Origin of the sequence: Paraburkholderia elongata (assembly GCF_013177735.1) — a bacterium.
GTDB classification, from domain to species: Bacteria; Pseudomonadota; Gammaproteobacteria; order Burkholderiales; family Burkholderiaceae; genus Paraburkholderia; species Paraburkholderia elongata.
The window spans coordinates 1-26,033 of record NZ_WOEZ01000127.1; the positions used below are offsets into that span (position 1 = coordinate 1).

A 26,033-nucleotide genomic window follows, 5' to 3' on the forward strand; every position below is an offset into this window, starting at 1 on the left:
CAAGGGCGATGGCGAACCCGGCGCGGAAACCATCTGGAAGGGACTCACAACCGTACGCATCGCCGCAGAAACAATGCGTTTGTTACGTGACGACGGTGGTAGCGACACTTGCGTATAAGGACATGGGCTTAACGCCATGAAAGACTAGTGAATTACAAAGAGATTTGATCGATTCATCTTCGAAGGTCATTGGGGCTGCGTTGTGCGCAAATTTATTCCGAATTGAGCGAATTATGTGAAGATCTCGCTGCGCATTTTTCGGGAGAATTCCCATTAAATATGAAAAATCGATTCTTGAGGAAAATGTTCCCAGCGGGCCATTAAATTCGAACGCTCGCCGTGCGATTTTCGCGTCATCAACAAGTCTTGCCATCAGCAAGTACTTCAGTCGATCGTCTATGAACGCCGCAGCCATTAGGACAGACCCTCTGTCCGTCTCCGAAGTCAGTGCCGTCCGGAACTCCAAAATTGCGCGTGCGCCTTCCCCGGCTGCTCCGGGCACCTGGGCAACCATCGCGTGCAAACTTTCGCGAATTTCTTTCAGTGCTTGATAGGCGAGATCCTCCTCGGATGCTCCGGCATTTTCTATATTTTCGCTCATCTTTTCTCGCGTGACGGAAACCGTTTAAATTTTGCTTTCTTATGAAAGATAATATCAGCTTCCGCGCTCATTCGCGGAGACGGTCCGAAAACGGCCGAACTCACAGTTCGCTGACCCGTTGGAATTGTGCGATCGGCTATGCCTGGCGCGCAGGCTCGCCCTACCGAAGCAAGTTTGAACATCCCAGTCCGACCTGTTTCAGCCCTTCCATTCGATAGGTTGCTCGCTATTCAGCAATGAACGGACGACGCAAGGTCCGTATGTGTCAGGGCCGTAGTGTCAATCTTGTGGACGGATGGAAACCAGCGGACGAGTATGCGGTTCTGACAACCACCAGTCTGGAGGCTTACACGTCGACGTTTTCAATGTGTAGTATTTCCCCCAAAAACAGATAGGTATTCAAGAAAAGCGAACGGGCTTCCTCGGAACTGACGTCCTTGTGTACGCCAGATGAGACACGGTCGAATAAATTCGCGAGATTCTGCCTCAGGCGTTGCTTTCGCGACGCACTAGCCGTTTTCCCATGAACGTAGGCACTAATACGATTTTGATGCTTTGAGGCATCAAGCTTGAGAACGTTAAGTGTTGCTGGTAAACGCGTTTGAATTTTGTTAACTTCGGCGAACCCATTGCGCCGGAGTCCAGATGAAGTGTGTTGTAGAGCTGAACGAAGCCGAGGAAAAGACCTTGCAACAGATGTCGTTGAACCACCAGCATCGCGACATGCGCACCCGGGCCGCGGGCGTGATGATGCTCGGCCGCAAGATCAAACTGACTGAAGTGGCTGCGCAGCTCAGCGTGAGCGGGCAGTCGGTCTACAACTGGGCGCACGCGTGGCGGGAATCCGGCATATGTGGGCTGCTGGTCGGTCATAAAGGCGGACGCCCCCGTTCGTTGTCTGAAGCCATGATCGCCACCGCCATCGAGGCGGCCAGCGCCGAATTGATGACCCTCAGACAGATTGCGCAGCGCGTTGAAGAAGCTCATGGTGTGCCGTTTCCCTGCCGCCTGGATACCTTGTCGACTGCGCTCAAACGAGCGGGGTTTTCCTACAAGCGTGGTCGCTATTCGCTCAAAAAAAGCGTAACCCCGAGGAGTTCGCCGTGAAGGCCTCCACCCTCGCGAAGCTACAGCAGGCCGCACTCGACGGTGCGTGCCAGCTGTTCTACTTCGATCAATCCGGGTTCAGTGCTTCACCCCCGGTGCAGCGCGGCTGGTCGCCCATCGGCGAACCGCATCGTGTATTCCCGCAACCGCACTGCAAACGCTCCGTCCTTGGTGCACTGGATTTCGGCGCCAACCTGCTGACGTATCACACCAGCAAGACCACGATCAAACGCCCCGATGTCGTGCAATTCCTTGAGCAGATCGCGCGGGAAAGCACGCCCGGTCTGACGACGGTAGTGGTGCTCGACAACGCCTCGATCCATCACAACATCGATCAGGAAACAATCGACCGATGGTTTCTCGAACATCGCATGGTGCTGTTCTATCTGCCGTCCTACAGCCCCGAACCGAATCTCATCGAAATCCTCTGGAAGCACGCCAAGTATCACTGGCGCCGCTTCGTCACCTGGACCAAGGAAAACATCGATGCCGAGGTCAAAAAACTGCTCGACGGATTCGGCTCAGATTTTCAAATCAGATTTTCGTGAACACTTACCGCCAATTTCCACTGTATCGTTTGTAGGTGGATATATTGAATCTGCGAACGACTCGATAATACGCCGACAGGTGGAGAGCGCTTGGGAAACAGCTTCTGCGTCTCCAGCGGAGAGGCGATCCATTACCATCGGAATTTTTTAGAGTAATTTCGCCGCAGTGCTGTGCAATGAGCGCATCAACATCTCGCTGGTAACGTTCAAAAATAGATTCCGTTAGATTGTCGAATTCCTTTGCGTAATAGATTTCACTTACAAAGCCGTGCAGCAGTCCTAAAACTCGACTCCTTATTCCGCTAATGGTTTGAATCAGATGAGCAGACGACGTCATCGCTTTCGTAATGTTTATGATGCCAATATTCGCGTAGTCGCCGCCTAAATCTGGCGTTCGCATTGACGCCAATTTAGCCTTTTCGGCCGAGATCTTCGCTTCCTGTTGCGCCAACGGACCCCAGTATCCTTTTTTCTCTTCGCGGTTAGTCCACCTGCCAGTGAGCCTCATGTATTTGATCGAAATTGGGTCAGTGGCGTTGTACCCTCCCATTTCAAGCTTTAACCACGCGCGAGTCTCTTCGTTGCCGACCCACCGCGCCAAGCGAGATGCCTTCAGGATTAGGCGCTCGGCGTCGGCGCGTCCCAACTCGATGTCGTCAAGAAGCTCGCGAGAAAGCTCAAGAATATGTTGTGATCGGCTTTGGTCTGTCATGCGGATTGGAAAGGTATGGACAGGTGCAGCGATTCTAGACCGATTTTTCGCTCCGTTCGCACGAAAGCATGGATCGAATTGATCGTTGCGCGTGACGATCTCTTATGTCCTTTGATCTCGAACCACTTCGAAGGCCTTGAAAGCCCGTCGCGCCTTGAAGACGTTTGCCGACAATCGTCCGCCCGTCAAAGCTGCCTTTACCGTGTCAGCAGTCGTCGTGCAGCCGGGGCCCAAAATCACATCAACAAGTTTCATATCTTTTCGGAAATCGTAGAACGGTACGCTTACAGTCGTCGAACCGTCCCCATTAGGCAACTGCTTTAAGGTCCAATCTTTCTCAAAAATGAGCTTTCTCCACTCTTGCTCGTAGGCCCATGAACTCGATTTAGTCGTCAGAGTTTCGAGAAGCAAGGGTTCAAGCTGCGCGGCTGTATCGTGAGTTAAATCAAGCGCGTGAGGCTTCCGTGTTTTGCGATATGTAACTTCATGTATGTCCTCTGGACCGGTGTCGAAGGCCAGTACCATTCCCCGATGGCAATCCGCATAGTGACTCCACATGACTGGTTCACGACCGGATTTGCTAAGGCATAGAAGACCGACCTTTGTCTCCAAGAAGTCCTTCAATTTCCGCTGTATGTGTCGTTCTTCCCTCGTTTTGAAGGTCAAGGAAAGCAACTCAAACGGATCATTCAGATTCTTGAACGTGGCGACCTTCAAATGCCCCGTGCGCAACGTTTCCAGAGCATAAGGTGCTTTCGTGTAGTGGTAGAAGCGCATCGGCGGTTCGCAAGATCTTAAATGTCGCCATTATTGCGCATCATGCCAGTTGTGTGATCGGCGCGACGGCTCGGTTTAAGGACACGAGCGGACGTTGATAGAAGAGCGGTGATCGCCTCATGTTGGCCGCACTCCGCCGTTTGGTTGTCGACTGGAATTGCTCAAACTGCCGTTCTTGTCACTCCGGCCGGGTCCTACCGACGCGGCCAGCTGTCAGCCCGGCACGTGCCCCTCGTTTACCTTCTCCGCCTCTGCCCGGCCGGTCAAACGTTGAACTGGAATTGCAGTGCGTCGCGCCTCTCGCGCTTCGGTATGGGTGTCTCTGGAGGAAACATTTCGAGGCGTGTGCGGTACGTGTGACCACACGTCACATCGTCGCACTGGAAATCAATCATCCAAGCGGTGTCGGATTCTTTTTCCATCGCGCGAGCAATGCCGCGCGCGCCGCAATGCGGGCATGCGATGGTGAACCTCATAGTGCGCTCGCTCGTATCATTGCCGTGCGGGCGTTGACGGCGCCGCTTAGTGTCGGCGACGGCCGCACTTCGAGCGCCACGCCGTCGCGTGGGCGCGCTGGCGCCGACAGCGAAAACAGAATCTCGAACCCGGCCGGTGTCCTGTAGCCGCAGTCGTCGCAGACGAAATAGATGCGCCGCATCGTTTTGCGACATGCTTTCCGTGTGCCGCGCGTCAATCTCGCTGCCACAGCACGGACAATCGATCTTCATTCCCATCATTTTGGCCTCCATTCTTGACAAAGCGAGCCGCCCCCGCTCCTAGCCCCCACACATACCCGCGCGCTCATTGCACGGTCGACTGTCGCTCCTTCGTCCGCTTCATGGCGCCGTTGAGCATCGCCTTGATCGACCCGCCTGGTGGAAGTGATCGTGCCGATTCCGCGACCTGTGCGGAAAACACCGCATCACGACGCGCCATTTCTGCAAGCTGCTTTTTTCTGGCTTCACGTCCCGCGCTCACCCGCCGTGCGTGTTCGGGCATGAAAACCCCGCTCTTTGCGTCATTGATCATGCTGGCGAAGAATTTCGCCGGGTAACGGATACCGCCCGCCTGCATAGCGCCCTGCCATTCGTCCAGAACCTGCTGCTTAAGGTCCGGCGCTAGGCGACCCATCAGGGTGGCCATAGCGGCTCGTTTGGTGGCGTCGAGGTTTTCAGGCCATATCAATGCATCGCCGCCACCGCCTCCGCTTTGCGCTGCGCTTTTTTCCCCTACTGCATATGTACTGGCGGAGGAGGTATTAGAAGGAGGTTCTCCGGATACCGGGTGTGTGTCGGCTTTTGCCGATTGCACCATGTCGGCTTCGGGGCGTTGAGCCTTTACTGGCGCGGATTTCCTGGTGTCGGCTTGACCTGTCGGCTTTTTTCTGGACGCATGAATCCGTTTCAGCGAGGAGCGCTCGAAAAACAAGATTTTTTTTCGGTCGATTCGCAGCGCAGCAGCCCTGCTTTTTCAAGCTGGCGAGCAATGCGCCGTATCGCTTCAATTGACGGAACCATCGCTTTGACGCCCTTCCGCGGCTCGACATAGATCCACTCGCGCAGGGCCTGCCATGAGATGCGCGGCGCGACGCCGACCATGCCTGTCGCGAAGTCCATACGTGGTCGGATCGCCATCACGTAGAGCGCGATCGCTTCGTATCCGAGGCCATAGAGTGCCTGCATTTCAGCTTCACAGAGCTTGATTGAGGCCATGTGTGCCGCCCTCCATCACATCGCACAGCGTCACGTGGTCAAAAGAAACGTCTTCGGAATTTTCAGGCGTCATCGCGTCACCGTTCCGTCGTTGGTGATCTTGACGAGCGCAAGCGCCGTGACCATGAAGAAGCCCGCAGCGACGAAGCCGGATAGCATCCCTGCCCAGAACATGATCCAGTCAGAAGTCATCTGCCCCACTCTCTCAATTGACGAACAAGAAGCGCCAGCGCGATCAATACGACGATGAAGGCAACCGCAAATAGGACCGCAGTTATCACGATGGCACTCATCCGCGGCGGTGGTCTGAAAGGAGATCGAGCGCGCCCGCGTCCGCAAGGCTGCGCTTGCGAAACGCTTTGGTATTCACGGTACACCGTCCGGTCGTCCCAGCGCATAGCAAAAAGCCCGCTTCGGCGGGCTTTTGCATTCCGGCGGCCATCCGTGCATTTGGAGATCAGAAGTCGAGTTGCGCCGCAGCGATGCCGAGCGCTGTCGCGATTTTTTCGCGCGAAGCCTTGCGCAAGCGATCGCTTCCTTCCTGCTGTGCATAGGCCGATTGACTGATGCCCATGCGCGCAGCAACTTCGACTTGCGTCAGGCCAAGATGCTCGCGCCAGGCGCGAACCGGCGTTGCACCATCCACCGTCAGACTCACGACTTCGTGCGGAATCAGGCCGCGTTCAGCACTATGCTCGGCCACATACTCAGCGTACGGAATCACGACATACGCGGGTTTGCCGTCCGGTCCGTTGATGACCTGAATGTTAGTATGTGCGTTCATTGCGTTTCCTCACTTCCTCAATATCGACGACCTTGATAGCCCCGTCCCAGTTGAACAAGACCCGGTAATTGCCGACGCGGAGCCGATAGCCGTATTCGTGATCGGTCAGCGCTTTCACGCTCTGGCAATCTGGCATCGCAGCCAAGGTGCTCACTCCGTCACGAATTGCCACCTGATGCTGCGGGTCAAGCTTGCGCAATTGCTTTGCCGCTTTCTGCGTCCAGTTACTCGTGTTCATACCTTGATTATAAGTCAAATATAAGTTTTACACCAGCTTGACTTATTTTTGAGGCGAGCCCCCTGCTCGCTTGCCCTTCGATGCTACTTCCGCCACCTGTCCTTAAGGGTAAGTGGGTCTCCCCAAAAAGTGAGCCATTGTGCCACCTGCGCAGCTCGCCCAAGTGTCATGCCTGTCTCTCCAAATCGAAGAATTTCCGGCATGGGTTCCACAAGATCGTCTTTCAGTCCGCCTCCTACCCAAGCTCGCGCAAACCTCGCCCAGTGAAGGTGACTTTGGCGGAACCATGCTGAAAATCCCAATATCCGAGCCACTTCCCTTGCTCGAAATAGATTCAAAGCGAGATACCGAATTGTACGAAGCAATATGCGCCACCAGTTCGCCAAAGCTGAGCGTCTGATCGTCCAATAACGTGAGGGCATCCTTCACCGAATACTTCTCCGGAATCCTTTCCGCGGCGCGTAGGCGATACTCCTCTCCAGAATCGACGATTCCGACGATTGAAAAGCGAATGAACGTCTGAAGCGTTGCAATCGTCGCGACAATCACGTGTCGCCGAACTTCGTTGTTCTCGGCTGACGTCGCCGCGAGCCCCTTAAGTTCATGCATTCGCCTCTTAACCGCTGTCCACGAGGGATCACTGTTGGGGCCGGAAGCTCTTGCACGAATCGCGAGCGCCTCCTGTGCCAACGCAGTTACTCTGCGATTTGCCATTCGGACTCACTGTCTCGGGCTAATGGGGGTGCGCGAATTGTATCGCTCACCCCGACTCCGGTAGGTATCCGTTATCTGTGTGCAGCTATTTATCGCGATGAGTATAATTCAAAAGGCTACTTCCCTACCCGAGCCAGCAATGCACGGCCCCCGCGTATAGCAAGCCAAAGGATCAGTCCGGTTGCAACGATCGATGAGAGCAATATGAAGACAAGCGTCAACGTTTCCACGTCGTCCACGTTGTCCAGTCGCTTAAGCCCGACTGCGCGCAAGACAAACTGAATGGAATCGGTAAGCGGTGACATCTCATATGGCAACCCGGCGATGTAACGGGCTAACAGATCACCGAGAACGACAGTTGCCACGAGACAAAGAGCGATGCGCACGAACCTTTTCATTGCACGTCCACCCAGCCGTACGCCTTAAGAGAGCTGCCGGGGACCGGCCACGTAGCGCCCTGCTTCCTCAGGTACGCCGCAAATTGCGCAAAACTGTGTGGACTGGTCAGCGTGATGCATCCCTCGCTTAGGCCTTGTGGCCCGATCGGGTGCAAACGGAACTGGCCGCGGTGAACGCCATTAATGATTGTCGTATCGCCGGTCTTTTCTCGCCAGAGAGCAAACCATTGATCGCGGTCAGTGCCGTAGCCATATTTCCGAACAACGTCGTAAGGCCAGCCGAGATGGCCGCCAGATTGCCGGTCGACTATGTAATAACGGCCGGGCGGCAGCGGTCCAATCATTTCCTTTTCGACGGCTGCGGGGTTGTCCCTGCCACTATTACGCCCGGAGAAAGCAACGAAATTGCCAATGCCCGCGCATTGAAGAACAGAGGTTGGTTTGGCGTTTAGCTGAAAAGTGCATGCAACAGGCATAAACGGCTCCGCTTTGCTGTTGTGTGGCCGTCAATTTACCAGAGGATTCACTGACCTCCCTTGCGAAAGTGTGGCGGTGCCGGTCGGTGGTTGGGTCGTCTCGCATCTCCATATCGAACGAGGTCGAAAAACCCGTACGTCCGAACTAACGCCTTGCGCGATCGCCTCACGGGACTACATTTAATCAGTATCCGTCAAGACCATATGGCGTGATACGAGCGGCGAATCGCGGAATGCGTCCGCCGCGGTGACATAAAAGGAGATAGCAAATGGCAGAGATCGACAAGGAAGACGTCGTTGCGGTGCTGAACCGGATTCTCGAATCCGAGTTGGCCGGCGTCGTTCGATATACGCACTATTCGTTTCTTGTTTTCGGATTCGGACGCATTCCGATCAGATCCTGGCTGCGCGAGCAGGCCGACGAATCGCTGTTGCATGCACAGCAGGTCGGCGAGTGGATCACCACACTTGGCGCCTATCCGTCGCTTGCGATCGGTCCCCTCCTCGACACGCACACATTCGATATCGCGTCGATCCTCCGCGAGTCGCTGCAAGCCGAGAACCTCGCGCTGGAGCTTTATCGCGAACTGCTCGCGCTGGTCGGGGACCGCTCGGTTGCACTCGAGGAGTTCGCCCGTCAGATGATCCATGTCGAAGAGATGCACGCGGGCGAAGTCGACAAGATGCTGCGCCGCCCTGGAGAAATGACGACGTCAGCCGAACGGCAGGCGGGCCAACCCTGATCAAACTGACTATGGCGGCATCTCGGACGTGGTCGCCGCGACGCGGAAACTCGTCTTTCACGCGCCCATCAATTCCGGCGGATGCTTGACTACGTAACGGCCTGGCGCCGGTTCGATCGGCTTGTACTTCGCATTGCCCGGTTTTTTCGGCGCCGCGACTTCCTTGCCCGCATACGGTTTCAACCAGTTGCTCCAGTGCGTCCACCAGCTTCCCGGCTGCGACTTCGCCGATTCGAGCCACGCATCCGGATCGGCGCCGAGTTCGCCGTCGGTCCAGTAGCTGCGCTTGTTCTTCGATGCCGGGTTGATCACCCCCGCGATATGTCCGCTGGCGCCCAGCACGAACTGCGTGTCGCCGCCGACGAGTTGCGTCGAGCGATACGCGCCCTTCCACGGCACAATATGATCGTCCTGCGTTCCGAAGACATAGCTCGGGATGTCGATACGGCCCAAATCCACCGGCGTGCCGCACATTGAGAGCCTGCCCGGCTTGCACAGGTTGTTCTCCAGATACATGTTGCGCAGATACCAGGCATACATCGGGCCGGGCAGATTGGTGCTGTCGGCGTTCCAGTAGAGCAGGTCGAACGCCTGCGGCGCGCCACCCTTCAGGTAATTGTTCACGACATACGGCCAGATCAGATCGTTGGCGCGGAGCGTCTGGAACACGAAACCGAGTTCGCCGCCAGAATAGATGCCGCCTCGCCCAATCGTGTGCTCGCGCTGCGACACACCCTGCTCATCGATAAAGACGCCGAGGTCGCCTGGATCGTTGAAGTCGAGCATTGTTGTGAGGAGCGTGAGACTCGCCACCGATTCATCGCCGCGCGCACGCAGCAGCGCGAGCGCCGACGACAATATCGTCCCGCCGACACACCAGCCGACCGCATTGACCTTGTCGGCGCCGCTGATCGCGCGACCAACTTCGATCGCCTTGATCGCGCCGCTCTCGACGTAATCGTCCCACGTGATGTGGCCAAGTTCCGCATCCGGGTTGCGCCACGACACGAGGAACACCGTCTGCCCTTGCTCGCACGCGAAGCGCACGAACGAGTTCTCCGGCTGCAGATCGAGGATATAGAACTTGTTGATGCAAGGCGGCACGATCACGAGCGGCCGCTCGGCAACCTTGTCCGTGAGCGGCGCGTACTGGATCAACTGGAAGAGCTCGTTCTCGAAGACCACCGATCCCTTCGACACCGCCACATTGCGGCCAACTTCGAAGGCGCTTTCATCCGTGATCGAGATGCGTCCGTGCTTCAAGTCTTCGAGCAGGTTGGCGAAGCCCGCGCGCAGGCTTTCGCCCTGCGTCTCGACGGCGGCCTCAATAGCGTCAGGGTTGGTGACGGCGAAGTTGGCGGGACTCATCGAGTCGATGAACTGGCGCGCGTAAAAGCGCAGCTTATTCTTCTCCTGTTCACCGACACCCGCCGCTTCGACCATGTCGTTCAGCAGTCGCGAATTCAACAAATACGTCTGCTTGAGCAGGCTGTACCAGGGGTTGTCGCGCCAGGCGTCCGAACTGAAGCGCCGGTCGCCGCGCTCGGGCTGAACGGTGGGCTCCGTGGTCATGCCCGTGGCTCTCGCCATCATGCCCATATAAAGCGCCATCTGCTGTTGCCAGTAATGCGCCTGGGCCTGCGCGAGCGCGAGCGCCGGTTGATTGACGGGGACGGACGGCGCGTCGCCGGCGTGTCCAACTACGCCGGTGTAGGCCCGCAGCAGCGTCTGCCCCGATTTGAAGAATCCCTGGACGAACTCATCCGGCATGTTGAACGGCGCGGCCATGTTGTCTCCTGAAAGTCTGATCACACAATCTGACGCGCCTCGCATCGTGACGCGATCGCGCGTTTCACGCGAGTGGGGTCCCACGCGACATTACCACGCCCGGCACCTTGAACTGTTCGAGCATTGAACGCGCCATTCAGTGCGACCGGACGCTGGGCGAGACGGTGGCGCGTCCCGGCGGCCTATCTGGCCGGAAGACCCAGCATTTCGCGCGCTTTGGCAGCGCTCGCCACTGGCCGGCCATATTCGCCGCACAATGAGGCCACCCGCGCAACCAGTTGCGCATTGCTCTTCGCCAGCGTGTCCTTGTCCCAGCGCACATTGTCTTCCAGACCCGTGCGGCAGTGCCCGCCCATTTCGAGCGTCCAGTGATTGACCTCCAACTGATGCCGTCCGATACCAGCGGCGGTCCACGTTGCATCCGGCAATAGCGCCTTGAGTTGTTGGACCTCGAACTCAAGAATCTCGCGACGCGCGGGCAGCGCGTTTTTAACACCCATCACGAACTGAACGTGCACAGGAGATTTCAGCAGCCCTTGTTGCACGAGGTCCACTGTGCTGTACAACATCGCCAGATCAAAGATCTCGATTTCCGGTTTGACATCGTAGTCGAGCATCATTTGCGCAAGCGCACGCACAAAGTCCGGCGGATTTTCATAGACGGTAGTCGGAAAATTGACAGAACCCGTTGCGAGCGATGCCATATCCGGGCGCAGATCGAGCATTGCGCCGCGTTGCTCGAACGAACGGCCACGACCGCCTGTCGAAAACTGAATGATGATGTCAGGGCAGTGCTTCCGGATGCCCTCCTGGAGAGAGGCGAAACTCGACCGGTCGGAACTGGAGTTCTCCTGTTCGTCGCGCACGTGCAGATGAACGAGCGATGCTCCGGCTTCGTATGCTTCGTGCGTGCTTTCAATCTGCTCGGAGATCGTGATCGGCACAGCCGGGTTGTCCTTCTTGCGCGGAACTGAGCCAGTAATGGCAACGGAGATAATGCACGGTTCACTCATGGCTAATACTCCCGTTCAAGGTTTCCGTCTCGCCTATATGGCGAGCGATCATGACCGCGTGCGCGGCGAAATACCCGCACACCACGTGTTCCAAGTCTAGTTCAAATGCGCGCGAGGAGGATCGCGCACCTCGGGGCAGCCGGCGACACGCTTCGCCGCCGCGAGTGTTCTCCTCAACCTCTCATCCAGTTCGAGTGTCTCGGCCAGCTTGCGATTAGGTACCTCGAGACCGAATGGAATGTCCGGAGGCAACGCCTCGATAAACTCGCGCAACGGCAAACCGCCCTCGCCCGGCAACAGCCGGTCATAACGTGCTTCTTCGGAAAAAGCCGCCGTGGTCGCAGGCGCCGTCGCGCTGGCGTCACAGAACTGCGCGTACCTGATTCGTGCGGGATCGAGGGTCGCAATGTCGCTAATCTTGCCGCCGCTGCGCATCAAGTGAAAGGGATCGAGCAACATCGCGCCGTTGGCTTGCGCCGCTTCGCTGACGATCGCATTGGCGGCCTGAATGCTGCCGACGCCGAGCCACGCCGCAAATTCCAGCGCGCAGGAAATGTCGAACGGTGCAGCCAGTTCGCAAAGCTGCACGAATTTCTCAACGGCCAGCGAGCGGTCGGCGATATCGATCAGCGTCAAAGCATTGCGTGCGCCGAGACGCTGAGCCGTCTCGAACACGCGCTTGAAGTCCTGCACATCGCGCTCTTGCGTGAGCAACATGACTTCGATATCCAGCACTTCGAGGCCGGTGTCGCGCAAGCGCGCTTCGGTTTCGAGCAGCATCGGCGAGTTGTCGAACATCGGATTCTCTGCCTCGCCCGCCCGAAACGGACTCAGGCGCAGACTGACTGCGTCATAGCCCGTGCGGCTCGCTGCCGCCACCAGTTCGGGTGGCGGCAGCTCGATCGCTGTGAGCGGCACGAGAGAATAGAGCCGTGTCATCGCATCGCCTTTGGTTTAGCCTGCTTCGCTCATGGTCGGCTCGGCGTGCATCTGCTCGTGAGCAACCCGTTTCAGCAGATCAAGCGCGACGTCGACGATCATGTCTTCCTGACCACCGACCATCTTGCGTCGGCCCAACTCGACAAGAATGTCCACAGTTTTAAGGCCGTACTTGCTTGCCGCCACTTCCGCATGACGCAGGAAGCTCGAATACACGCCCGCGTAGCCGAGCGCGAGGGTTTCGCGGTCCACGCGTACCGGACGGTCCTGCAACGGCCGCACCAGATCGTCTGCCGCATCCATCAGGCGGTACAGATCGCAGCCGTGATTCCAGCCCTGACGCTCTATAGCCGCGATGAACACTTCCAACGGCGCGTTACCCGCACCTGCCCCCATGCCTGCAAGACTCGCATCGATGCGGTCGCAACCTTCCTCCACCGCCACCAGCGAATTCGCGACGCCAAGACTCAGGTTGTGATGCGCGTGCATGCCGGTCTGCGTTTCCGGTTTCAGCGCATCCTTGAACGCACGGAAGCGATCGCGGATATCGTTCATGCCGAGCGCGCCGCCCGAGTCCACCACGTACACGCAGGTCGCGCCGTAGCTCTCCATCAGCTTCGCCTGTTCGGCGAGCTTCTGCGGCGTGGTCATGTGGCTCATCATCAGGAAGCCGACGGGGTCCATACCGAGTTCGCGCGCGAATTCAAGATGCTGACGCGAGACGTCTGCTTCGGTGCAGTGCGTGGCGACCCGTACGACGCGCGCGCCGGCGTCGAACGCGTTGCGCAGATCGTGGGTGGTGCCGATGCCCGGGATCAGCAGCGTGGCGATTTTCGTTGTCTTGACGCTTTCCGCCGCGGCCGCAATCCACTCGACGTCGCTATGGGCACCGAAGCCGTAGTTGAAGCTCGATCCTTCGATACCGTCTCCATGCGCGACTTCGATGCTGTCGACGCCAGCCTTGTCCAATGCCGACGCAATCGCCTTCACGTTCGCGATGCTGTACTGATGGCGAATCGCATGGCTGCCGTCACGCAGCGTGACGTCGGATATGTAGAGCTTTCTATCGAGCGATGTCATTTACACGGCCTCCTTGTGACCACGCGCAATCCCGGCCGTAACCCGGCGACGCGCCATCATGTCGCCGCACGCGAGTGCGGCCGACGTCATGATGTCGAGATTGCCCGCATACGAGGGCAGATAGTGAGCGGCGCCTTCTACTTCGAGGAACACCGACGTTTTCAGGCCATGCTTCGGACCGATGCCGGGCACGTTCAGCGGCTGCTCCGGCGAGATCACATCGAACTGCACCTTCTGCTTCAGACGATAGCCGGGCACGTAGCCTTGCACGCTCGCTACCATCTTCGCGATGCTGTCTTCAATCAGTTGCGTATCGATCAGATCAGACAACACGAACACCGTGTCGCGCATGATCAGCGGCGGCTCGGCCGGATTGAGCACGATGATCGCTTTGCCGCGCGTCGCGCCGCCGAGTATTTCGATCGCGCTGCGCGTGGTCTCGGTGAACTCGTCAATGTTGGCGCGCGTTCCCGGCCCCGCCGACTTACTCGCGATCGACGCGACGATTTCCGCGTAATGTACCTTCGTAACCCGTGACACTGCCGCGACCATCGGAATCGTCGCCTGGCCGCCGCAGGTGACCATGTTCATGTTGCTGGCGTTTTCGGCTTCGAGGTTGATCGCGGGGATGACGTACGGGCCGATCGCCGCGGGCGTTAGGTCGATCACCTGCACCCCGTGCTGTTGAAACACGTCGTTGTGACGCTTGTGTGCGCCTGCCGAAGTGGCGTCGAACACGATGTCGATATTCTTGAATACGTCGAGCTTCAGCAGGCCGTCGATACCTTCAGCGGTCGTCGCCACGCCCATACGTTCAGCCCGCGCGAGGCCGTCTGATTTCGGATCGACGCCGACCATCGCGCCCATGTCGAGATGTTTGCTGTTGCGCATCACCTTGATCATCAGATCTGTGCCGATGTTGCCCGGCCCGATGATCGCTACCTTAACCTTGTCAGTCATATCTTCTCCGGAACCCTGCTTCATGCTTTGGGAAGTGCCGCGCTGCCATCTTGATCAGCGCAATCGGCATCGCCTTACTCCTTGACGTGAAAACCCGCACTGCCGAGTTGTTCCATGTCGACCGACACGTATTGCCCGGGTTTGATCCACTCGGCCGGCGTTGCGCCGCCTGCCATCACGATCCAGCCGGCTTGCAATGGCTCGCCAGCCTGTGCTGACAAACGCGCGGCCGCCACCAGCGAACGCAACGGATGACCGAGCAAAGCAGCCGTCGAACCGACCTGCACGACGCGGCCGTCGATGTTCAACGTCAGACCCAGATTGGCGAAGTCGATCTTCGGATCGCGCCACGCACCGATCACGAAGCCGCTCGACGATGCGTTGTCCGCGATCACCTCTGGCAGCGTGAACTTGAAATCCTTGTAGCGCGAATCGATGATTTCGAGTGCCGGTGCAATCGCTTCAACAGCGGCGAGCGCTTGCGGTCCGGTCACGTCACCTTCGAGCGAATGCTTCAGCACGAACGCGATTTCCGGTTCGACGCGCGGATGCACGAAGCGCGAGAAATCAATCGCGGTGCCCTCCTCTATTTGCATGCCGGCAGTCAGACGGCCCCAGATCACGTCGGAGAGACCCATCTGAACCATCTTCGCGCGGCTCGTGAAACCCATCTTCACGCCGACGCGGCGCTCGCCCCGCTCTACCCGCCGTTTGATCGACGCGGATTGAATCTCGTAGGCCTGCTCGAGCGACAGACGGCCTTTGGGATCGAACTGGGCGACTTCAGTTGCATGGCGCGCTGCGTCGTCGAGCAGCGTCGCGTATTCGGTGATGGTGCTCATGAACGTGCCTCGCTCGCGGTTTGCTTGGAATCGGCTTCGAACACGGCACGCACCGAGCCCAAACCGTTGATGCGTGCTTCAAAGATGTCGCCGGGCGTCACCGCCACCATCGGTCCGAGCGCACCGGACAGCACCAGGTCACCCGCCAGCAGCGGCGTGCCGAGAGCGGCCATCTTTCGGGCCAGCCACACCACCGCATTGATCGGGTTGCCGAGGCACGCCGCGCCCGCGCCGACCGACACTGGCTCGCCGCGCCGCTCCATCACCATGCCGCACAGCCGCAGATCGAATTCGGACAGTTTGCGAGGACTGTTACCGAGCACATACGCAGACGACGACGCGTTGTCGGCGATCGTGTCGGTAATGCGGATATTCCAGTTGGCAATCCGGCTGCCGACAATTTCGAGCGCCGGCAGCGCGTAATCGATGGCGTTCAACACATCGAGCTGGCCCGGATTTGGCATCCGCAGATCGCGGCCGATCACGAAGGCGACTTCGGCTTCGATCTTCGGTTGAGTCAGAATGGACGCGGGAATGGGTTCGCCGTCGCCGTAACCCATGTCGTCGAACAACATGCCGAAGTCTGGCTGATCGACGCCCAGTTGTTTCTGCACGGCTACCGAGGTCAGGCCGATCTTGCAACCGACAATGCGCCGGCCTTCGGCCACGCGCCGGTCGGTGTTCGCGCGCTGAATCGCGTAAGCGTCTTCAATCGTCAGCTGCTCGTAGGTCTCGCGCAACGGCGCGATGTAATGGCCGCTGCGCTCGGCCTCGACCAATGCGTTGGCCGCCTGTTCAATCAATTGAGGTGTCATTTTCCGTTCTCCTGGGCGGCTGCGGCGAGCTCGTCCTTGGTTTGATCGCCGACGGCCCAATACGTGGCCGGCGTGACCGTCGCGTACACACGGATGGTGTTCAGCGGCGCGCCTAGCGTTTCGTGCACCGTGCGGGCCACGGCCTTGACGCACGCCTTGACGGTTGCATCGTCGCGGCCTTCGACGAGTGAAATATGGATGATGGGCATGGCATTCCTGTGTGCGTGACGCGACGCGATGTCTGGTTAGAGTGCAGCAGGCGGCGCCACCACGGCCGCCGTCTGGCCGCTACGTGTAAACGATGCTTGCCGAGATTGATCGATGCGCGTAGCACGCCACCCGGCGCAAGCTGCTGATGTGCCAACTGAAGTGCCTGCTGAAGCTGTGCATCGCTCATGAGGTGCGCTCCAGCACGGACCACACCGGACGCGGACCTTCGGCCTTGCCAGTGATCGGTGGCTTCGGCAGTTTGGCCTCGCCTGCTTCGATCCTGAAGTGATGCGCGAGCGAATACCACGGTCCCTGAATATCGGCGGAGGGTGCGGGCTCGTTGTCGTGCAGCACGTATTGGCCCACGAGCGCCTGCGTCACGCCGAATTGCACGTCGGTATCGAGATTGGGGTCGTCGCTCGAATAGACCTGCGAGAACTGGGTCTTGAAGCCGGGCTTGTAGATCATGAAGTGGATGTGCGCCGGACGCATGTTGTGGCGCCCTTGCGCGCGCAGCAACTCTCCAACGGGTCCCGACAGCGGTATTGGATAACCCGCTGGCTTTACGCTGTGGAAAGCAATGTGGCCTTCGCTATCCGTGGTGAGCTTGCCGCGCAGATTCATATCCGCCTGCTCCGGGTCCTGGTTTTCATAGAAGCCTTCGGCGGACGTGTGCCACACATCGACTTCGGCCCCTTCGACAGGTTTGCCCTCGGCATCGTGCACCCATGCATCGACGAAGATCGGCACGCCGGCAGTTTTCGAGCGGACGATCGAACTGCCGTTTGGCGTCGCGGGCGAATCCATACGCCAGAAGGGGCCCATCAGGTTTGCGGTCGTTTCGGTCTGGCCGTTGTCGCCGTTATTCAGCAGACAAACCAGCGACGAGAGTCCGACCGAACCAGCGGCCAGCACGACCTCGTTGTGCGATGCGGTCGACAGTTGTCCGAGCTTGGCGATGAAGCCACAGACTTGATGAAATTCAGCTTCAGTGAGCTTGGCGTCGCGTGCGAAGTCATGCAGATGCTGCACTGCGGCCGACATGATTTCGCGGAAGCGCGCGTTAGGTGCGCGGCTCAGTTCCGCGAGAACCGCCTGGGTGACGTCTTTCTGATTACCGATGATCATGCCTGTCTCCAATCGTGTGCACGCTACGCCGGCTGTTCAGTCGCTAAGGACTTTGCGGACGATGCGCTGCTGTACGCGTTGCAACCATGATGCACGCCAACTGAACATACCGTCCAATACCGTTTTTCAAATTCCTGATACCGTATCGGTATGGCTCTAAGCCGGCACGAATACCTCGCCGATATCGGAGTACGAACTGGGAAGAGAGACGATGGAACTGAAGCAGATGCGCTATTTCCTTGCCCTCGCCGAGGAACTGAACTTCGGGCGGGCCGCCGAGCGCCTGCACATGGCGCAACCACCGCTCACACGGAATATCCGTGCACTGGAAGAAGAACTCGGCACACAGTTATTCATCCGTACAGCCAAAGGGGCGGAACTGACGGAAGCGGGTCGTGCGCTGCTCGACGAAGTGCCGAACATTCTGGCGCTGTCTCGCCGCGCGGAAGAACAGACCCAGCTCGCTGGCCAGGGCTATATGGGGCGGCTCGACGTCGGCATCTTCAGTTCCGGGATCCTGAATGTGATTCCGCGACTGCTTGCCGATTTTCATACCGAGAGGCCCGAGGTAAAAATCGGCTTGCACAATATGTCGAAGGCGGAGCAGATCGCGGCGCTTCGCGAGCGGCGCATCACGATCGGCTTTAACCGCCTGGTGCCGAACGAAACGGATATCGCCGTCGACTGGGTGCAGCGCGAGCCGTTTCTGGTGGCGCTCTACGAGGGGCATCCGCTATGCGGGAAGAAAACCGTGACGCTGCGCGACCTCGACGACGAGCGCATGATTCTGTACCCCAATGCGCCGGTACACGGGCTCGCGCAGGAGGTTACGGCCGCATTTCGTGCGGAAGGCGTCCGCTTGCGCGTTGAACAGGAAGTGGAGGACGTCGTAACGTGCATCGCGTTGGTAGCGAGCCGCTTCGGCGTGTGTGTGACGACGGAGTCAGCGGTCAACCTGCGCTTGCCCGGCGTGGTGTATCGACCGCTTAAGTCAGCTCAGTTGCGGGAGATCGAGTTGAGTTGCCTGTATCGGCGCGAAGACACCTCGCCGATCTTGCAAGCTTTTCTCAAGTTGATCCGATCGTCCCGCTCGAAACATGTCCGCGTGAAGCACTGAACGTAGCAGCCACGCTGATTCGGTGACGACGCGCACGTCGGCAGCAGATCTCGCGTTAAGTCCGGAAAGTGTTCGTTTCCCAGGTCGGTAAGCTTTTGTGCGAGCGCCGGGTCACCAAGCGGATCTTTGAGCTCAGTCATATGATCGATAGATGCCTGCAGGCCAAAAGTCATAGCGGCTGGGTATCCTTGATCGGCCGCCTTGCGGTACCAGATATTGCTTTGAGCATCATCCTTGGAAACGCCCTTAGCCCGTTCATAATCGAAAGCGAGCATGAACTTCGCCTCCGGTCGTCCCTTTTCAGCCGCCTTGCGGAGCCAGAGAGCCGCCTGCGCAGCATCCTTCAGTGTTAGCGCCGATGTGAAAATGACCCAGTCGCCGAAGTAAACCCGACCCACCTGGGAGACGATGGCGGCTTTTGCCACCGATGCTGACTCAGGAGCAAGCAGTGGAAATCAAGGTATTAACCAGGCGCGGGACGGCGGTGCACGAGATAGCGAGGCAAACGGGTTTATCGCGCAACACGGTGCGCTGCTATCTGAGGGACGAACAGGCTAACGTTGTGCTCGGCCGAGACATTGCATTTTTATGTAATCCGAGGCACGTCCAGGTGCCTGGCCTCGTTGCTCAACAAGCGTCGAGCGCCAATAGCCTCGCCTCCAGATTCATGTAATAGCCTTCGCCCCGCCAACTATAATTTAACGGCAACCGATTCAGCAACTCGTCCTGGAGAGATGGCTTGGTCCCAAAAGCGCCAACGTCTGTTTCCTTGCCGCTCGGTCCGGTTGGAATGTTCTTTTTCGCCACCGAGACGGAAGGCCGGTGCATATGTCCGAGCGGGGCTCCGGCAGCCAGTTTCCGGTCTGACATCGGCATCGGCAGATGCCACTTGTGCCGGTATGCATCTCGTGGCTTCGGTATCGCATGTAGTTTTTTGGCGCCGACCGCTGGTTTTCCGATCCCTTCGCGATGATCGACGAGACCCCTACCCGGCGGTACACAGCCGTCCTCCGACATCAGTCTCTCCTCCAATGGCAGTGACACGAAAGGACGCACCATGACCCAGCCCCAAATCAGCGGAACAGATGTTTCCGCGAACGCAACCCGCACCGGACGATTGTTTCTCCTCGAATTGAGCGGTGGTCGCATTCATTCGATGAACCCCGACGGCTCTGAGCGCAAGACGATCGTCACGGAATGTCACCTCCCGGACGGCATCGTGGTGGATACGGATGCCGGCCATATCTATTGGACGAATATGGGTTCGGTGGGCGCTCACAATGGCTCGATCGAGCGCGCCGACCTCGACGGCAAGAACCGCATGCTCATCGTCCCGCAAGGCATCACGCATACGCCGAAGCAGATTCATCTCGACAAGGCTGGCGGGAAGCTTTATTGGTGCGACCGCGAGGGCATGCGCGTGATGCGCGCCAACTGCGACGGCTCTCAGGTCGAAACGCTGGTCGCGGCCGGGCGTGGCGACGAGGACCGGCGCGACCAGACCCGGTGGTGCGTCGGAATCACCCTCGATCCGAAGCTCGGGAAACTCTACTGGACGCAGAAAGGCCCGGAAAAGGCCGGCCTGGGCCGCATCTTCCGTGCCAGCATCGACATCCCGCAGGGCGAAGACCCGACAAACCGCTCCGACATCGAGGTGCTGTTCGACCGGCTGCCAGAACCCATCGACCTCGAGTTCGACCTGGCGAACCGCGTCCTCTACTGGACCGACCGCGGCGATCCTCCGCGCGGCAATACCGTCAATCGCGCGCCGATCGACAGAACGGCAACGCCTGAAATCCTCGTTACGCACCTGATGGAGGGAATTGGCATCGCACTCGATGTTCCCGGTAATCGGATGTTCGTCACGGACTTGGCCGGTTCCGTCTATTCCGCCGATCTCGATGGGAAGAACGAGCGCAACTTCCTCTACGCCCAGGGCAATCTCGCCGGCATCGCCTATGCCGAAGTCTGACCAACGCATTGGAGAAATCACATGACTGATGCCACCCCCATTCGTCGCATCGCCATCATCGGCACCGGCGTGATCGGCGCCAGCTGGACCGCCCTGTATCTCGCCAAGGGACTGCAGGTCGTTGCGACGGACATCGCGCCGAACGCGGAAGCCCAACTGAGGAAGTTCGTGGAGTCCGCCTGGCCGGCGCTTACGAGGCTGGGCCTCTCGCCCGGAGCGTCGCAAACGAACCTGACATTCACTCCGGTGCTCGAGCAAGCGCTCGCGAACGTGGACCTCGTCCAGGAAAACGGGCCCGAGCGGATTGATTTCAAGCAGAAGCTCTATGGGCAACTCGACGAGCTGCTGCCTGCCGACGTGATCATTGCTTCGAGCTCGTCGGGGCTCACCATGAGCGAAATCCAGAACGGCGCCGCAGGGCATCCCGAGCGTTGCGTCATCGCTCATCCGTTCAATCCGCCCCACCTGATTCCGCTGGTCGAGATCGTCGGCGGGGCAAAGACCTCGGAGACGACAATCCAGCGCGCAGCGGATTTTTATACGTCGATCGGACAGCGGACGGTGCGGGTCAACAAGGAGATGCCCGGCCACGTCGCAAACCGGCTGCAGGCTGCATTGGCCCGAGAGGTGTATTACCTCGTCGCCGAGGGTGTGGTGAGCGCCGCCGACGTCGACACCGCCCTCTCCTGGGGGCCGGGCCTGCGCTGGGGCGTGATGGGCAACATGATGCTCAACCATCTCGGCGGCGGTCCGGGCGGCATTGAGCACTTCTTCCAGCAGTTCAGCGGCCCGATGGCGGCCTGGTGGAAGACCCTCGGCTCGCCGGTGCTGACGCCGGAGGTGCAGAAGACGCTCATTGACGGCGTCCATGCCGAGGTCGGGTCGCGTTCCATTGAGGAGCTGGAGGCGGAGCGGGACGAGATGCTGCTTGGCCTCATCGAATTGCGCACCAAGGGTACGGCCGCGACTCGCGCGGGCTGATCGCGGGCAGTTGACATCCCCTAATCGAAATGGAGTGTAGCAAATGAACGACTTGACTAGCCCCCGAACCGAAAACGAACCGGATCGGCTCACTGAGACCATTCAATCGAAGCTCGCGAATCCGGCGCGAAGCTCGGAAATCGACCTCCACGGTGCTCTCAATGACGTACTGAAAGACGTCGGGCTATCGACGGCGGACAGCGGTGGCAAGATCACCTTCTACGGCCGGGATCCGATCATTCCCAGCCTGTTCCGGTTCGGCGCCATGCCCGCGATCGCCCTGGCCGCCAAGGCCGTCGGCGTCGCTGCGCTATGGCGACTGCGGAGCGGCGAGGAACAGGACATCGAAGTGGACGTTCGTAAAGCGTTGCGGCGCTTCGCCGGGTTCTTCGATCTGAAATGGGAGACGATCAATGGACGTCCTCCGGCCCTCAAAGTGGATACGAATTTCTTTCACGAAACCCGCGACGGACGGCACGTCGTGCCCCTGAACATCTATCCCAAGCTGGCTGCCCGCGAACTCAGCCTGCTCCGGTGCGACTCCAGCCCGGAAGCCGTGCGCAACGCCATTCTGCAATGGCGCGCGGACGATCTGGAGAATGCGGCGGCGGAAGCCGGGATCGTCATCGCCAAGGTGCGCACCTTCGAGGAATTCCGCAACGAGCTTCAGTACACCGAGGTCCTCTCGAGAATGTCGCTGATCAACGTGGAAAAGATCGGCGAGAGCGAGCCGATCCCTTTCAGGAAAGAGGGCACCAGTCCGCTGGACGGTATTCGCGCACTTGGGATGGGTCACGTGATTGCCGGAGCGGCCATCGGGAGAGACCTTGCCTTTTACGGGGCCGATGTCCTCAACATCTGGGGGCCGTTCGACGACAGCGAGATCGAGGCCTTCGCGTGGGACGTTCAGGTCGGGATGCGCTCAACGATCCTGGATGACTCGAAGGAGGATCGCGCGAAATTCGATCTCCTGCTGAAGGATACCGACGTCTTCTTCGCGAACAAGCGTCCGGGCTATCTGGAACGCCATGGTCTCGATGCCGAAGAGCTTAGCGCCAGGAAGCCGGGATTGATTCATGCCAGTGTCCTGCTTCACGGCGCCAAGGGCCCCTGGAAGTATCGTCCGGGATTCGATGAAATCGGCGCGGCCGTCTCGGGGCTGTTCGCCGTCGAAGGTACGCTCGCGCGTCCGAAATCGCCGCCGATCATCCCCATTGTCGACAACGTGGTGGGCTGGCTCGGCACGGTCGGCGTACTCGCGGCGCTGCGCCGGCGTGCGATCGAGGGTGGCAGCTATCGAGTCACCGTTTCTCTGACCCGAACCGTGCTGTGGCTGTTCTCGCTCGGCATCTTCGACAGGGACTATGCCCAGGCGACCGCCGGATCTTCCGACGAGCACGCAAACGTCGCTCCCGATCTGTTCACGGCGGAGACCCCGCTGGGCACGTATCAGGGCATGACCGACCAGGTGGTCTTGTCGAAGACTCCCGGGTCCTTCAGGACGGTGCTCGTGCCACGAGGTTCGAGCAAGCCCGAATGGCTGACGCGGTGAGGGTGCCCGACCTGCACTTTTGCGAAATAGGCCAAGAGCGTGACGGCGTTACCGTTGATGTTGGTCAGCTTCCTGCAATCAAAGGACGCCATTCTGTCTCTGCCGTCTCCGATTGCGACTGAAACGGCGGAGGTCGCCGCGCACCCATGGACAGCGCGCCAAGGGACGAGAGCCGTTGGTTCGTCTTTTGGCGACGTTTCTGCCGTGGCGGGAAATTTGATGGCCGATGAAAATCGGCCCGGATACGGTTGGCAGGCAACCACAGCGTGCGATCGTTGACGATGTAGATCCTGATATGACTTCCTCCTTGTCAAGTGCCGCAAGCGCTGATCAGGAACCACAAGCCGCTTTCGCCTGCACCGCTTTGTCTGCAAGCCGTTTTTGTCTGGGTCACCCACCGCACTTTCTGTCTGCAAATCTCCTCAAGGCGGCGCAGCCTGTAACGTCGCCGGTGGATCACTCTGATATCCGTGGGTTGGCTACCACATTACAGGGCTCCGTATGGTGAACCTTCCGCGCTCTATGGCCGCGAGTCAGCATCAGGTGCTGTCGCGTAGGATCTTCGCGGGTTGTTCACCGACCGTGCTGCGCCGTCTTGAGGAGACTTTAGACCTCCGTCGTGTGAAGGGATGTTGATCCGGCTGGCTTACGCGGCCTGCACGGCTGCAGTGATGGGCGTCATCCGGGCGATGTCCCAGATGACGCCCGCCAGCTCACGCGCAATTGCAACCACCGCAACGTTGCGGTGCTTGCCGCGTGCGGTGAGTTTGCGGTAACGCTTGCATAGACGCAGCTGGGCATCCCAGGCGCGGTCGATGATCGCCTTCGGCAGGCTGCGATCGCGACGCATTTCTTCATCGATTTTCTCCGTCTTCAAATTCTTCCTTGACGCGGCCGTACACCCAGGACATGAGGCCAAAATCCTCAACGTGGTACCGCTTGCACGCTAGCCTTGCTCCTTTCTGGCAAGGAAGAGCCCGACGGCGATGAGCACCGGTGGCACGGCAAAACTCTAGTGACCGGCAAGCCGGAACATGCCTGCCGCTGCACCGCATCCTGCTGCGAAGCTCGCGACACTTTCCGCCATCCGCACGCGCTCCCCGCATGTGACGTGGACCTTTCAATATTGAAGGTGCCAGCATGAAGCGGCACGTGAGCCGTGCCTGCGAAGACGGATAAAAATCCAGTGCGTGAGCCCGGCGATGGCGCGGCGACGGTACGCGTCAGCAGATTCGATCTTGGCGTTGAGCTCCCGAGCAAGGTCATACGCCTCGTTCCTCGCCCCTGCCTCCGATAGCGTCCTGTCGGGGCGCGGGAGCGGCACGCCGCGGGACTCGAGTTAGAACAAGTGCCGAATGCCGGCCGTCGCACCAATTGCCGTTCCGGGCACTTCAAAAAGTGCACCATTGACCGCGAGGCCGGTGTTCATCGCGCCATGATTGTTGACCGCTGCGAACTGGGCGTAGAGCGTCGTTCTCTTCGATAGATTGTATCTCCCGCCAATCGCCCCAAGAATCGAATGGTTTTTGGTGTCATTGCCGTCACTGGTGTACCAGACACCCGCATCGACGGCAACTGCCGGGTTGATGAAATAGCTTGCGCCTCCACCATATACCCTGGAGTCGAACGCGCCCGCCACCTTGTAATTGACGAACGACGCCTTCGCGACCAAGTTCCCGTAGGTGTAAGTCGCTCCGATCGTACGCCCGAGGAAAGGCACGGTGCTCGGAATGGGCGTTGAGGCCGTTCCACCTGCGTTTCCGTTGTAATAGGCGGCGTCTACCAACAGCCCTCCAGTCTGATAAGTCAGGCTGGCAGAGTATTGACGACCAGACTGGAAGTCGCCGGCTTTGCCGCCCAAGCCCAAAAGCATACTGGCGCGTAGCCCGCCGAACTCAGGACTGGTATACGAAACGGAATTCTGGTTGAACAGCCCGGTGACGAACACGTTATCGATATAGATGCCAGCTCCGCTGCCGAAATATGCAACGTCACGCGGGTCCGATCCGATAAGTGCCAGGGCGAACGGCGAATATTGCAAACCAGCCTTAACCGAACCAAAGCCCCCGCTCAGGCCGATCCATGCTTGACGACCAAACATATTGCCGTTCGAATTCGCGAATCCACCGTTCGCGACACTGAAGCCGCTCTCCAACGTGAACGTCGCCTTCAGGCCACCGCCAAGATCTTCAGCACCCTTCAAGCCAAACCTCGAGGCGGACAGATCGCCGTCGGTAAGTGAGATTTGCGAACCAGCATTTCCCCCGGTCTTTTCGTTCAACGACTTGTTCGTGTAGAGCAAGCCGGCGTCGATGACGCCGTAGAGCGTCACACTGCTCTGAGCGTGTACTGACCCTGGTCCCATCAGCATCGTGAGAAACATGCCGGCAACTGCGATTTCAATTCGCCTCCGGTTCGACTCAAAACTCATGAAGTTATCCTTATGATATTTATTATTGAATTAATTGAAAGAGATACAATTCCGTGCAACCGAAGCTCAATGCTTCGTTGAAGCGGACTTCTCCCCTATAGACGATCGCCTGCTCCGGGCTCGTCGCAAGAGGAGTGTGAAGAAGCTGCTTAATGGGCAGCGGATGGCTATAGGCCGACGAAGTGGGCTCGATTAGAGAGTCGGTTGACAAGGACGTGGCTCCCGGTTTCTGACGCAGGGTGTATCGTTGGAGTGGGTATCGATGCTGGCGGAACCCGCGTCAGTGCCAAACCGCGAGCAACTTAACTCGACATCGGCTTGATAGGGCCGTGGCAAAAGGTTAAAGGGGGATCGAAGTCTTTTCAGCCTCCCCTTTGGGGAGGGGTGGCCATGGC

At 58.8% G+C, this 26,033-nt stretch carries 29 protein-coding genes and 3 pseudogenes; 8 read left to right on the forward strand and 24 right to left on the reverse strand.

The features are described from left to right. Positions 1–82 precede the first annotated feature (82 nt). On the reverse strand, positions 83–601 hold the full coding sequence (locus GNZ13_RS24225; RefSeq protein WP_172168878.1) for a hypothetical protein: 519 nt from the start codon (positions 599–601) through the stop codon (positions 83–85). 696 nt (positions 602–1,297) lie between these two features. On the opposite strand from GNZ13_RS24225, the gene GNZ13_RS24230 reads away from it, so the two are divergent. Together GNZ13_RS24230 and GNZ13_RS24235 are read left to right on the forward strand one after the other, a co-directional pair. Further along, on the forward strand, positions 1,298–1,708 hold the full coding sequence (locus GNZ13_RS24230; RefSeq protein WP_090812957.1) for a helix-turn-helix domain-containing protein: 411 nt from the start codon (positions 1,298–1,300) through the stop codon (positions 1,706–1,708). Further along, positions 1,705–2,256 (forward strand): IS630 family transposase, encoded by a 552-nt coding sequence (locus tag GNZ13_RS24235; RefSeq protein WP_172168881.1) that lies wholly within the window; start codon positions 1,705–1,707, stop codon positions 2,254–2,256. Before GNZ13_RS24230 ends, GNZ13_RS24235 begins: the two co-directional genes overlap by 4 nt. A gap of 4 nt (positions 2,257–2,260) precedes the next feature. On the opposite strand, the gene GNZ13_RS24240 is transcribed toward GNZ13_RS24235, so the two are convergent. The 10 genes from GNZ13_RS24240 to GNZ13_RS24280 all read right to left on the reverse strand — a co-directional run bounded on the left by GNZ13_RS24240 (position 2,261) and on the right by GNZ13_RS24280 (position 8,067). Then, positions 2,261–2,968 (reverse strand): AbiTii domain-containing protein, encoded by a 708-nt coding sequence (locus GNZ13_RS24240; protein ID WP_216674999.1) that lies wholly within the window; start codon positions 2,966–2,968, stop codon positions 2,261–2,263. A 102-nt stretch (positions 2,969–3,070) separates the two neighbouring features. Beyond that, positions 3,071–3,745, reverse strand: coding sequence for a DUF2971 domain-containing protein (locus tag GNZ13_RS24245; protein WP_172168883.1), 675 nt, complete (start codon positions 3,743–3,745; stop codon positions 3,071–3,073). A gap of 263 nt (positions 3,746–4,008) precedes the next feature. Next, on the reverse strand, positions 4,009–4,221 hold the full coding sequence (locus GNZ13_RS24250) for an ogr/Delta-like zinc finger family protein (protein ID WP_172168885.1): 213 nt from the start codon (positions 4,219–4,221) through the stop codon (positions 4,009–4,011). Beyond that, positions 4,218–4,403: a hypothetical protein gene (locus GNZ13_RS24255; protein ID WP_236002161.1), complete on the reverse strand. Its 186-nt coding sequence runs from the start codon at positions 4,401–4,403 to the stop codon at positions 4,218–4,220. The genes GNZ13_RS24250 and GNZ13_RS24255 overlap by 4 nt, the downstream gene beginning before the upstream one ends. 143 nt (positions 4,404–4,546) lie before the next feature. Next, positions 4,547–5,173 (reverse strand): hypothetical protein, encoded by a 627-nt coding sequence (locus tag GNZ13_RS24260; protein ID WP_172168887.1) that lies wholly within the window; start codon positions 5,171–5,173, stop codon positions 4,547–4,549. Continuing rightward, the gene (locus GNZ13_RS24265; RefSeq protein WP_172168889.1) at positions 5,149–5,457 is read right to left on the reverse strand and encodes a hypothetical protein; all 309 of its coding nucleotides are present in this window, start codon (positions 5,455–5,457) and stop codon (positions 5,149–5,151) included. The genes GNZ13_RS24260 and GNZ13_RS24265 overlap by 25 nt, the downstream gene beginning before the upstream one ends. Before the next feature lie 69 nt (positions 5,458–5,526). After that, on the reverse strand, positions 5,527–5,649 hold the full coding sequence (locus tag GNZ13_RS53550; RefSeq protein ID WP_268959185.1) for a hypothetical protein: 123 nt from the start codon (positions 5,647–5,649) through the stop codon (positions 5,527–5,529). 265 nt (positions 5,650–5,914) lie between these two features. Beyond that, positions 5,915–6,241, reverse strand: a complete 327-nt coding sequence (locus GNZ13_RS24270) for a helix-turn-helix domain-containing protein (protein ID WP_172168891.1) — start codon at positions 6,239–6,241, stop codon at positions 5,915–5,917. Next, on the reverse strand, positions 6,225–6,479 hold the full coding sequence (locus tag GNZ13_RS24275) for a type II toxin-antitoxin system RelE family toxin (RefSeq protein ID WP_172168939.1): 255 nt from the start codon (positions 6,477–6,479) through the stop codon (positions 6,225–6,227). Before GNZ13_RS24275 ends, GNZ13_RS24270 begins: the two co-directional genes overlap by 17 nt. Before the next feature lie 1,108 nt (positions 6,480–7,587). Next, positions 7,588–8,067 carry a DUF2778 domain-containing protein gene (locus tag GNZ13_RS24280; protein WP_172168893.1) on the reverse strand — a complete coding sequence of 160 codons (480 nt, stop codon included), beginning with the start codon at positions 8,065–8,067 and terminating at the stop codon, positions 7,588–7,590. A 269-nt stretch (positions 8,068–8,336) separates the two neighbouring features. Between GNZ13_RS24280 and GNZ13_RS24285 the strand changes: the two genes are divergently transcribed. Further along, the gene (locus tag GNZ13_RS24285) at positions 8,337–8,810 is read left to right on the forward strand and encodes a ferritin-like domain-containing protein (RefSeq protein ID WP_172168895.1); all 474 of its coding nucleotides are present in this window, start codon (positions 8,337–8,339) and stop codon (positions 8,808–8,810) included. A gap of 57 nt (positions 8,811–8,867) precedes the next feature. On the opposite strand, the gene GNZ13_RS24290 is transcribed toward GNZ13_RS24285, so the two are convergent. From GNZ13_RS24290 to GNZ13_RS24330, 9 genes are all read right to left on the reverse strand, one after another. Continuing rightward, a complete protein-coding gene (locus GNZ13_RS24290; RefSeq protein ID WP_172168897.1) occupies positions 8,868–10,598 on the reverse strand; it encodes a PHA/PHB synthase family protein in 1,731 nt (576 codons plus the stop codon). 182 nt (positions 10,599–10,780) lie between these two features. Beyond that, complete coding sequence (locus GNZ13_RS24295; protein WP_172168900.1) at positions 10,781–11,611, reverse strand: BKACE family enzyme; 831 nt, start codon at positions 11,609–11,611, stop codon at positions 10,781–10,783. A 96-nt stretch (positions 11,612–11,707) separates the two neighbouring features. Further along, positions 11,708–12,550 (reverse strand): sugar phosphate isomerase/epimerase family protein, encoded by an 843-nt coding sequence (locus GNZ13_RS24300; RefSeq protein WP_172168903.1) that lies wholly within the window; start codon positions 12,548–12,550, stop codon positions 11,708–11,710. 15 nt (positions 12,551–12,565) lie between these two features. Further along, entirely contained in the window at positions 12,566–13,630 is a 1,065-nt protein-coding gene (dmpG, locus tag GNZ13_RS24305; RefSeq protein WP_172168906.1) for a 4-hydroxy-2-oxovalerate aldolase, read from the reverse strand. Further along, positions 13,631–14,590: an acetaldehyde dehydrogenase (acetylating) gene (locus tag GNZ13_RS24310; protein ID WP_172168909.1), complete on the reverse strand. Its 960-nt coding sequence runs from the start codon at positions 14,588–14,590 to the stop codon at positions 13,631–13,633. A gap of 74 nt (positions 14,591–14,664) precedes the next feature. Beyond that, positions 14,665–15,432 (reverse strand): 2-keto-4-pentenoate hydratase, encoded by a 768-nt coding sequence (locus GNZ13_RS24315; protein ID WP_172168912.1) that lies wholly within the window; start codon positions 15,430–15,432, stop codon positions 14,665–14,667. Beyond that, entirely contained in the window at positions 15,429–16,247 is an 819-nt protein-coding gene (mhpD, locus tag GNZ13_RS24320; protein ID WP_172168915.1) for a 2-keto-4-pentenoate hydratase, read from the reverse strand. Before mhpD ends, GNZ13_RS24315 begins: the two co-directional genes overlap by 4 nt. Further along, positions 16,244–16,456, reverse strand: coding sequence for a tautomerase family protein (locus GNZ13_RS24325; RefSeq protein ID WP_172168918.1), 213 nt, complete (start codon positions 16,454–16,456; stop codon positions 16,244–16,246). The genes mhpD and GNZ13_RS24325 overlap by 4 nt, the downstream gene beginning before the upstream one ends. Positions 16,457–16,640: 184 nt before the next feature. After that, the gene (locus GNZ13_RS24330; RefSeq protein ID WP_172168921.1) at positions 16,641–17,585 is read right to left on the reverse strand and encodes a dioxygenase family protein; all 945 of its coding nucleotides are present in this window, start codon (positions 17,583–17,585) and stop codon (positions 16,641–16,643) included. 211 nt (positions 17,586–17,796) lie between these two features. Between GNZ13_RS24330 and GNZ13_RS24335 the strand changes: the two genes are divergently transcribed. After that, complete coding sequence (locus tag GNZ13_RS24335) at positions 17,797–18,702, forward strand: LysR substrate-binding domain-containing protein (protein WP_172168924.1); 906 nt, start codon at positions 17,797–17,799, stop codon at positions 18,700–18,702. A 194-nt stretch (positions 18,703–18,896) separates the two neighbouring features. Here the strand turns inward: GNZ13_RS24335 and GNZ13_RS54335 are convergent. Next, positions 18,897–19,127 (reverse strand): annotated as a pseudogene (locus GNZ13_RS54335) (hypothetical protein); the annotation flags it as partial. A 2-nt stretch (positions 19,128–19,129) separates the two neighbouring features. On the opposite strand from GNZ13_RS54335, the pseudogene GNZ13_RS24340 reads away from it, so the two are divergent. Further along, positions 19,130–19,258 (forward strand): annotated as a pseudogene (locus GNZ13_RS24340) (helix-turn-helix domain-containing protein); the annotation flags it as partial. Positions 19,259–19,329: 71 nt separating this feature from the next. On the opposite strand, the gene GNZ13_RS24345 reads toward GNZ13_RS24340, so the two are convergent. Beyond that, entirely contained in the window at positions 19,330–19,719 is a 390-nt protein-coding gene (locus tag GNZ13_RS24345) for a PX domain-containing protein (protein ID WP_172168875.1), read from the reverse strand. A 40-nt stretch (positions 19,720–19,759) separates the two neighbouring features. On the opposite strand from GNZ13_RS24345, the gene GNZ13_RS24350 reads away from it, so the two are divergent. From GNZ13_RS24350 to GNZ13_RS24360, 3 genes are read left to right on the forward strand one after another with little or no spacing between them, the layout of a single operon-like run. Then, the gene (locus tag GNZ13_RS24350; protein WP_172168927.1) at positions 19,760–20,674 is read left to right on the forward strand and encodes a 3-hydroxyacyl-CoA dehydrogenase; all 915 of its coding nucleotides are present in this window, start codon (positions 19,760–19,762) and stop codon (positions 20,672–20,674) included. A gap of 21 nt (positions 20,675–20,695) precedes the next feature. Then, positions 20,696–21,655, forward strand: a complete 960-nt coding sequence (locus GNZ13_RS24355) for a 3-hydroxyacyl-CoA dehydrogenase NAD-binding domain-containing protein (protein WP_172168930.1) — start codon at positions 20,696–20,698, stop codon at positions 21,653–21,655. Between the two features lie 43 nt (positions 21,656–21,698). Further along, positions 21,699–23,207, forward strand: a complete 1,509-nt coding sequence (locus GNZ13_RS24360; RefSeq protein ID WP_172168933.1) for a CoA transferase — start codon at positions 21,699–21,701, stop codon at positions 23,205–23,207. Between the two features lie 646 nt (positions 23,208–23,853). On the opposite strand, the pseudogene GNZ13_RS24365 reads toward GNZ13_RS24360, so the two are convergent. Then, positions 23,854–24,054, reverse strand: a pseudogene (locus tag GNZ13_RS24365) (IS110 family transposase); the annotation flags it as partial. A 492-nt stretch (positions 24,055–24,546) separates the two neighbouring features. Continuing rightward, complete coding sequence (locus tag GNZ13_RS24370) at positions 24,547–25,590, reverse strand: porin (RefSeq protein WP_236002164.1); 1,044 nt, start codon at positions 25,588–25,590, stop codon at positions 24,547–24,549. Between the last annotated feature and the right edge of the window lie 443 nt (positions 25,591–26,033).

Excerpts from the sequence above, each read along its gene's own strand:
- GNZ13_RS24225 (WP_172168878.1), bottom strand. The coding sequence starts at position 601 with ATGAGCGAAAATATAGAAAATGCCGGAGCATCCGAGGAGGATCTCGCC.
- GNZ13_RS53550 (WP_268959185.1), bottom strand. The coding sequence starts at position 5,649 with ATGACTTCTGACTGGATCATGTTCTGGGCAGGGATGCTATCCGGCTTC.
- GNZ13_RS24245 (WP_172168883.1), bottom strand. The coding sequence starts at position 3,745 with ATGCGCTTCTACCACTACACGAAAGCACCTTATGCTCTGGAAACGTTG.
- GNZ13_RS24295 (WP_172168900.1), bottom strand. The coding sequence starts at position 11,611 with ATGAGTGAACCGTGCATTATCTCCGTTGCCATTACTGGCTCAGTTCCG.
- GNZ13_RS24230 (WP_090812957.1), top strand. The coding sequence starts at position 1,298 with ATGTCGTTGAACCACCAGCATCGCGACATGCGCACCCGGGCCGCGGGC.
- GNZ13_RS24360 (WP_172168933.1), top strand. The coding sequence starts at position 21,699 with ATGAACGACTTGACTAGCCCCCGAACCGAAAACGAACCGGATCGGCTC.
- GNZ13_RS24300 (WP_172168903.1), bottom strand. The coding sequence starts at position 12,550 with ATGACACGGCTCTATTCTCTCGTGCCGCTCACAGCGATCGAGCTGCCG.
- dmpG (WP_172168906.1), bottom strand. The coding sequence starts at position 13,630 with ATGACATCGCTCGATAGAAAGCTCTACATATCCGACGTCACGCTGCGT.
- GNZ13_RS24280 (WP_172168893.1), bottom strand. The coding sequence starts at position 8,067 with ATGCCTGTTGCATGCACTTTTCAGCTAAACGCCAAACCAACCTCTGTT.
- GNZ13_RS24315 (WP_172168912.1), bottom strand. The coding sequence starts at position 15,432 with ATGAGCACCATCACCGAATACGCGACGCTGCTCGACGACGCAGCGCGC.
- GNZ13_RS24275 (WP_172168939.1), bottom strand. The coding sequence starts at position 6,479 with ATGAACACGAGTAACTGGACGCAGAAAGCGGCAAAGCAATTGCGCAAG.
- GNZ13_RS24335 (WP_172168924.1), top strand. The coding sequence starts at position 17,797 with ATGGAACTGAAGCAGATGCGCTATTTCCTTGCCCTCGCCGAGGAACTG.
- GNZ13_RS24240 (WP_216674999.1), bottom strand. The coding sequence starts at position 2,968 with ATGACAGACCAAAGCCGATCACAACATATTCTTGAGCTTTCTCGCGAG.
- GNZ13_RS24350 (WP_172168927.1), top strand. The coding sequence starts at position 19,760 with ATGACCCAGCCCCAAATCAGCGGAACAGATGTTTCCGCGAACGCAACC.
- GNZ13_RS24355 (WP_172168930.1), top strand. The coding sequence starts at position 20,696 with ATGACTGATGCCACCCCCATTCGTCGCATCGCCATCATCGGCACCGGC.
- GNZ13_RS24285 (WP_172168895.1), top strand. The coding sequence starts at position 8,337 with ATGGCAGAGATCGACAAGGAAGACGTCGTTGCGGTGCTGAACCGGATT.
- GNZ13_RS24325 (WP_172168918.1), bottom strand. The coding sequence starts at position 16,456 with ATGCCCATCATCCATATTTCACTCGTCGAAGGCCGCGACGATGCAACC.
- GNZ13_RS24330 (WP_172168921.1), bottom strand. The coding sequence starts at position 17,585 with ATGATCATCGGTAATCAGAAAGACGTCACCCAGGCGGTTCTCGCGGAA.
- GNZ13_RS24310 (WP_172168909.1), bottom strand. The coding sequence starts at position 14,590 with ATGACTGACAAGGTTAAGGTAGCGATCATCGGGCCGGGCAACATCGGC.
- GNZ13_RS24265 (WP_172168889.1), bottom strand. The coding sequence starts at position 5,457 with ATGGCCTCAATCAAGCTCTGTGAAGCTGAAATGCAGGCACTCTATGGC.
- GNZ13_RS24370 (WP_236002164.1), bottom strand. The coding sequence starts at position 25,590 with ATGTTTCTCACGATGCTGATGGGACCAGGGTCAGTACACGCTCAGAGC.
- GNZ13_RS24290 (WP_172168897.1), bottom strand. The coding sequence starts at position 10,598 with ATGGCCGCGCCGTTCAACATGCCGGATGAGTTCGTCCAGGGATTCTTC.
- mhpD (WP_172168915.1), bottom strand. The coding sequence starts at position 16,247 with ATGACACCTCAATTGATTGAACAGGCGGCCAACGCATTGGTCGAGGCC.
- GNZ13_RS24270 (WP_172168891.1), bottom strand. The coding sequence starts at position 6,241 with ATGAACGCACATACTAACATTCAGGTCATCAACGGACCGGACGGCAAA.
- GNZ13_RS24250 (WP_172168885.1), bottom strand. The coding sequence starts at position 4,221 with ATGAGGTTCACCATCGCATGCCCGCATTGCGGCGCGCGCGGCATTGCT.
- GNZ13_RS24255 (WP_236002161.1), bottom strand. The coding sequence starts at position 4,403 with ATGCGGCGCATCTATTTCGTCTGCGACGACTGCGGCTACAGGACACCG.
- GNZ13_RS24345 (WP_172168875.1), bottom strand. The coding sequence starts at position 19,719 with ATGTCGGAGGACGGCTGTGTACCGCCGGGTAGGGGTCTCGTCGATCAT.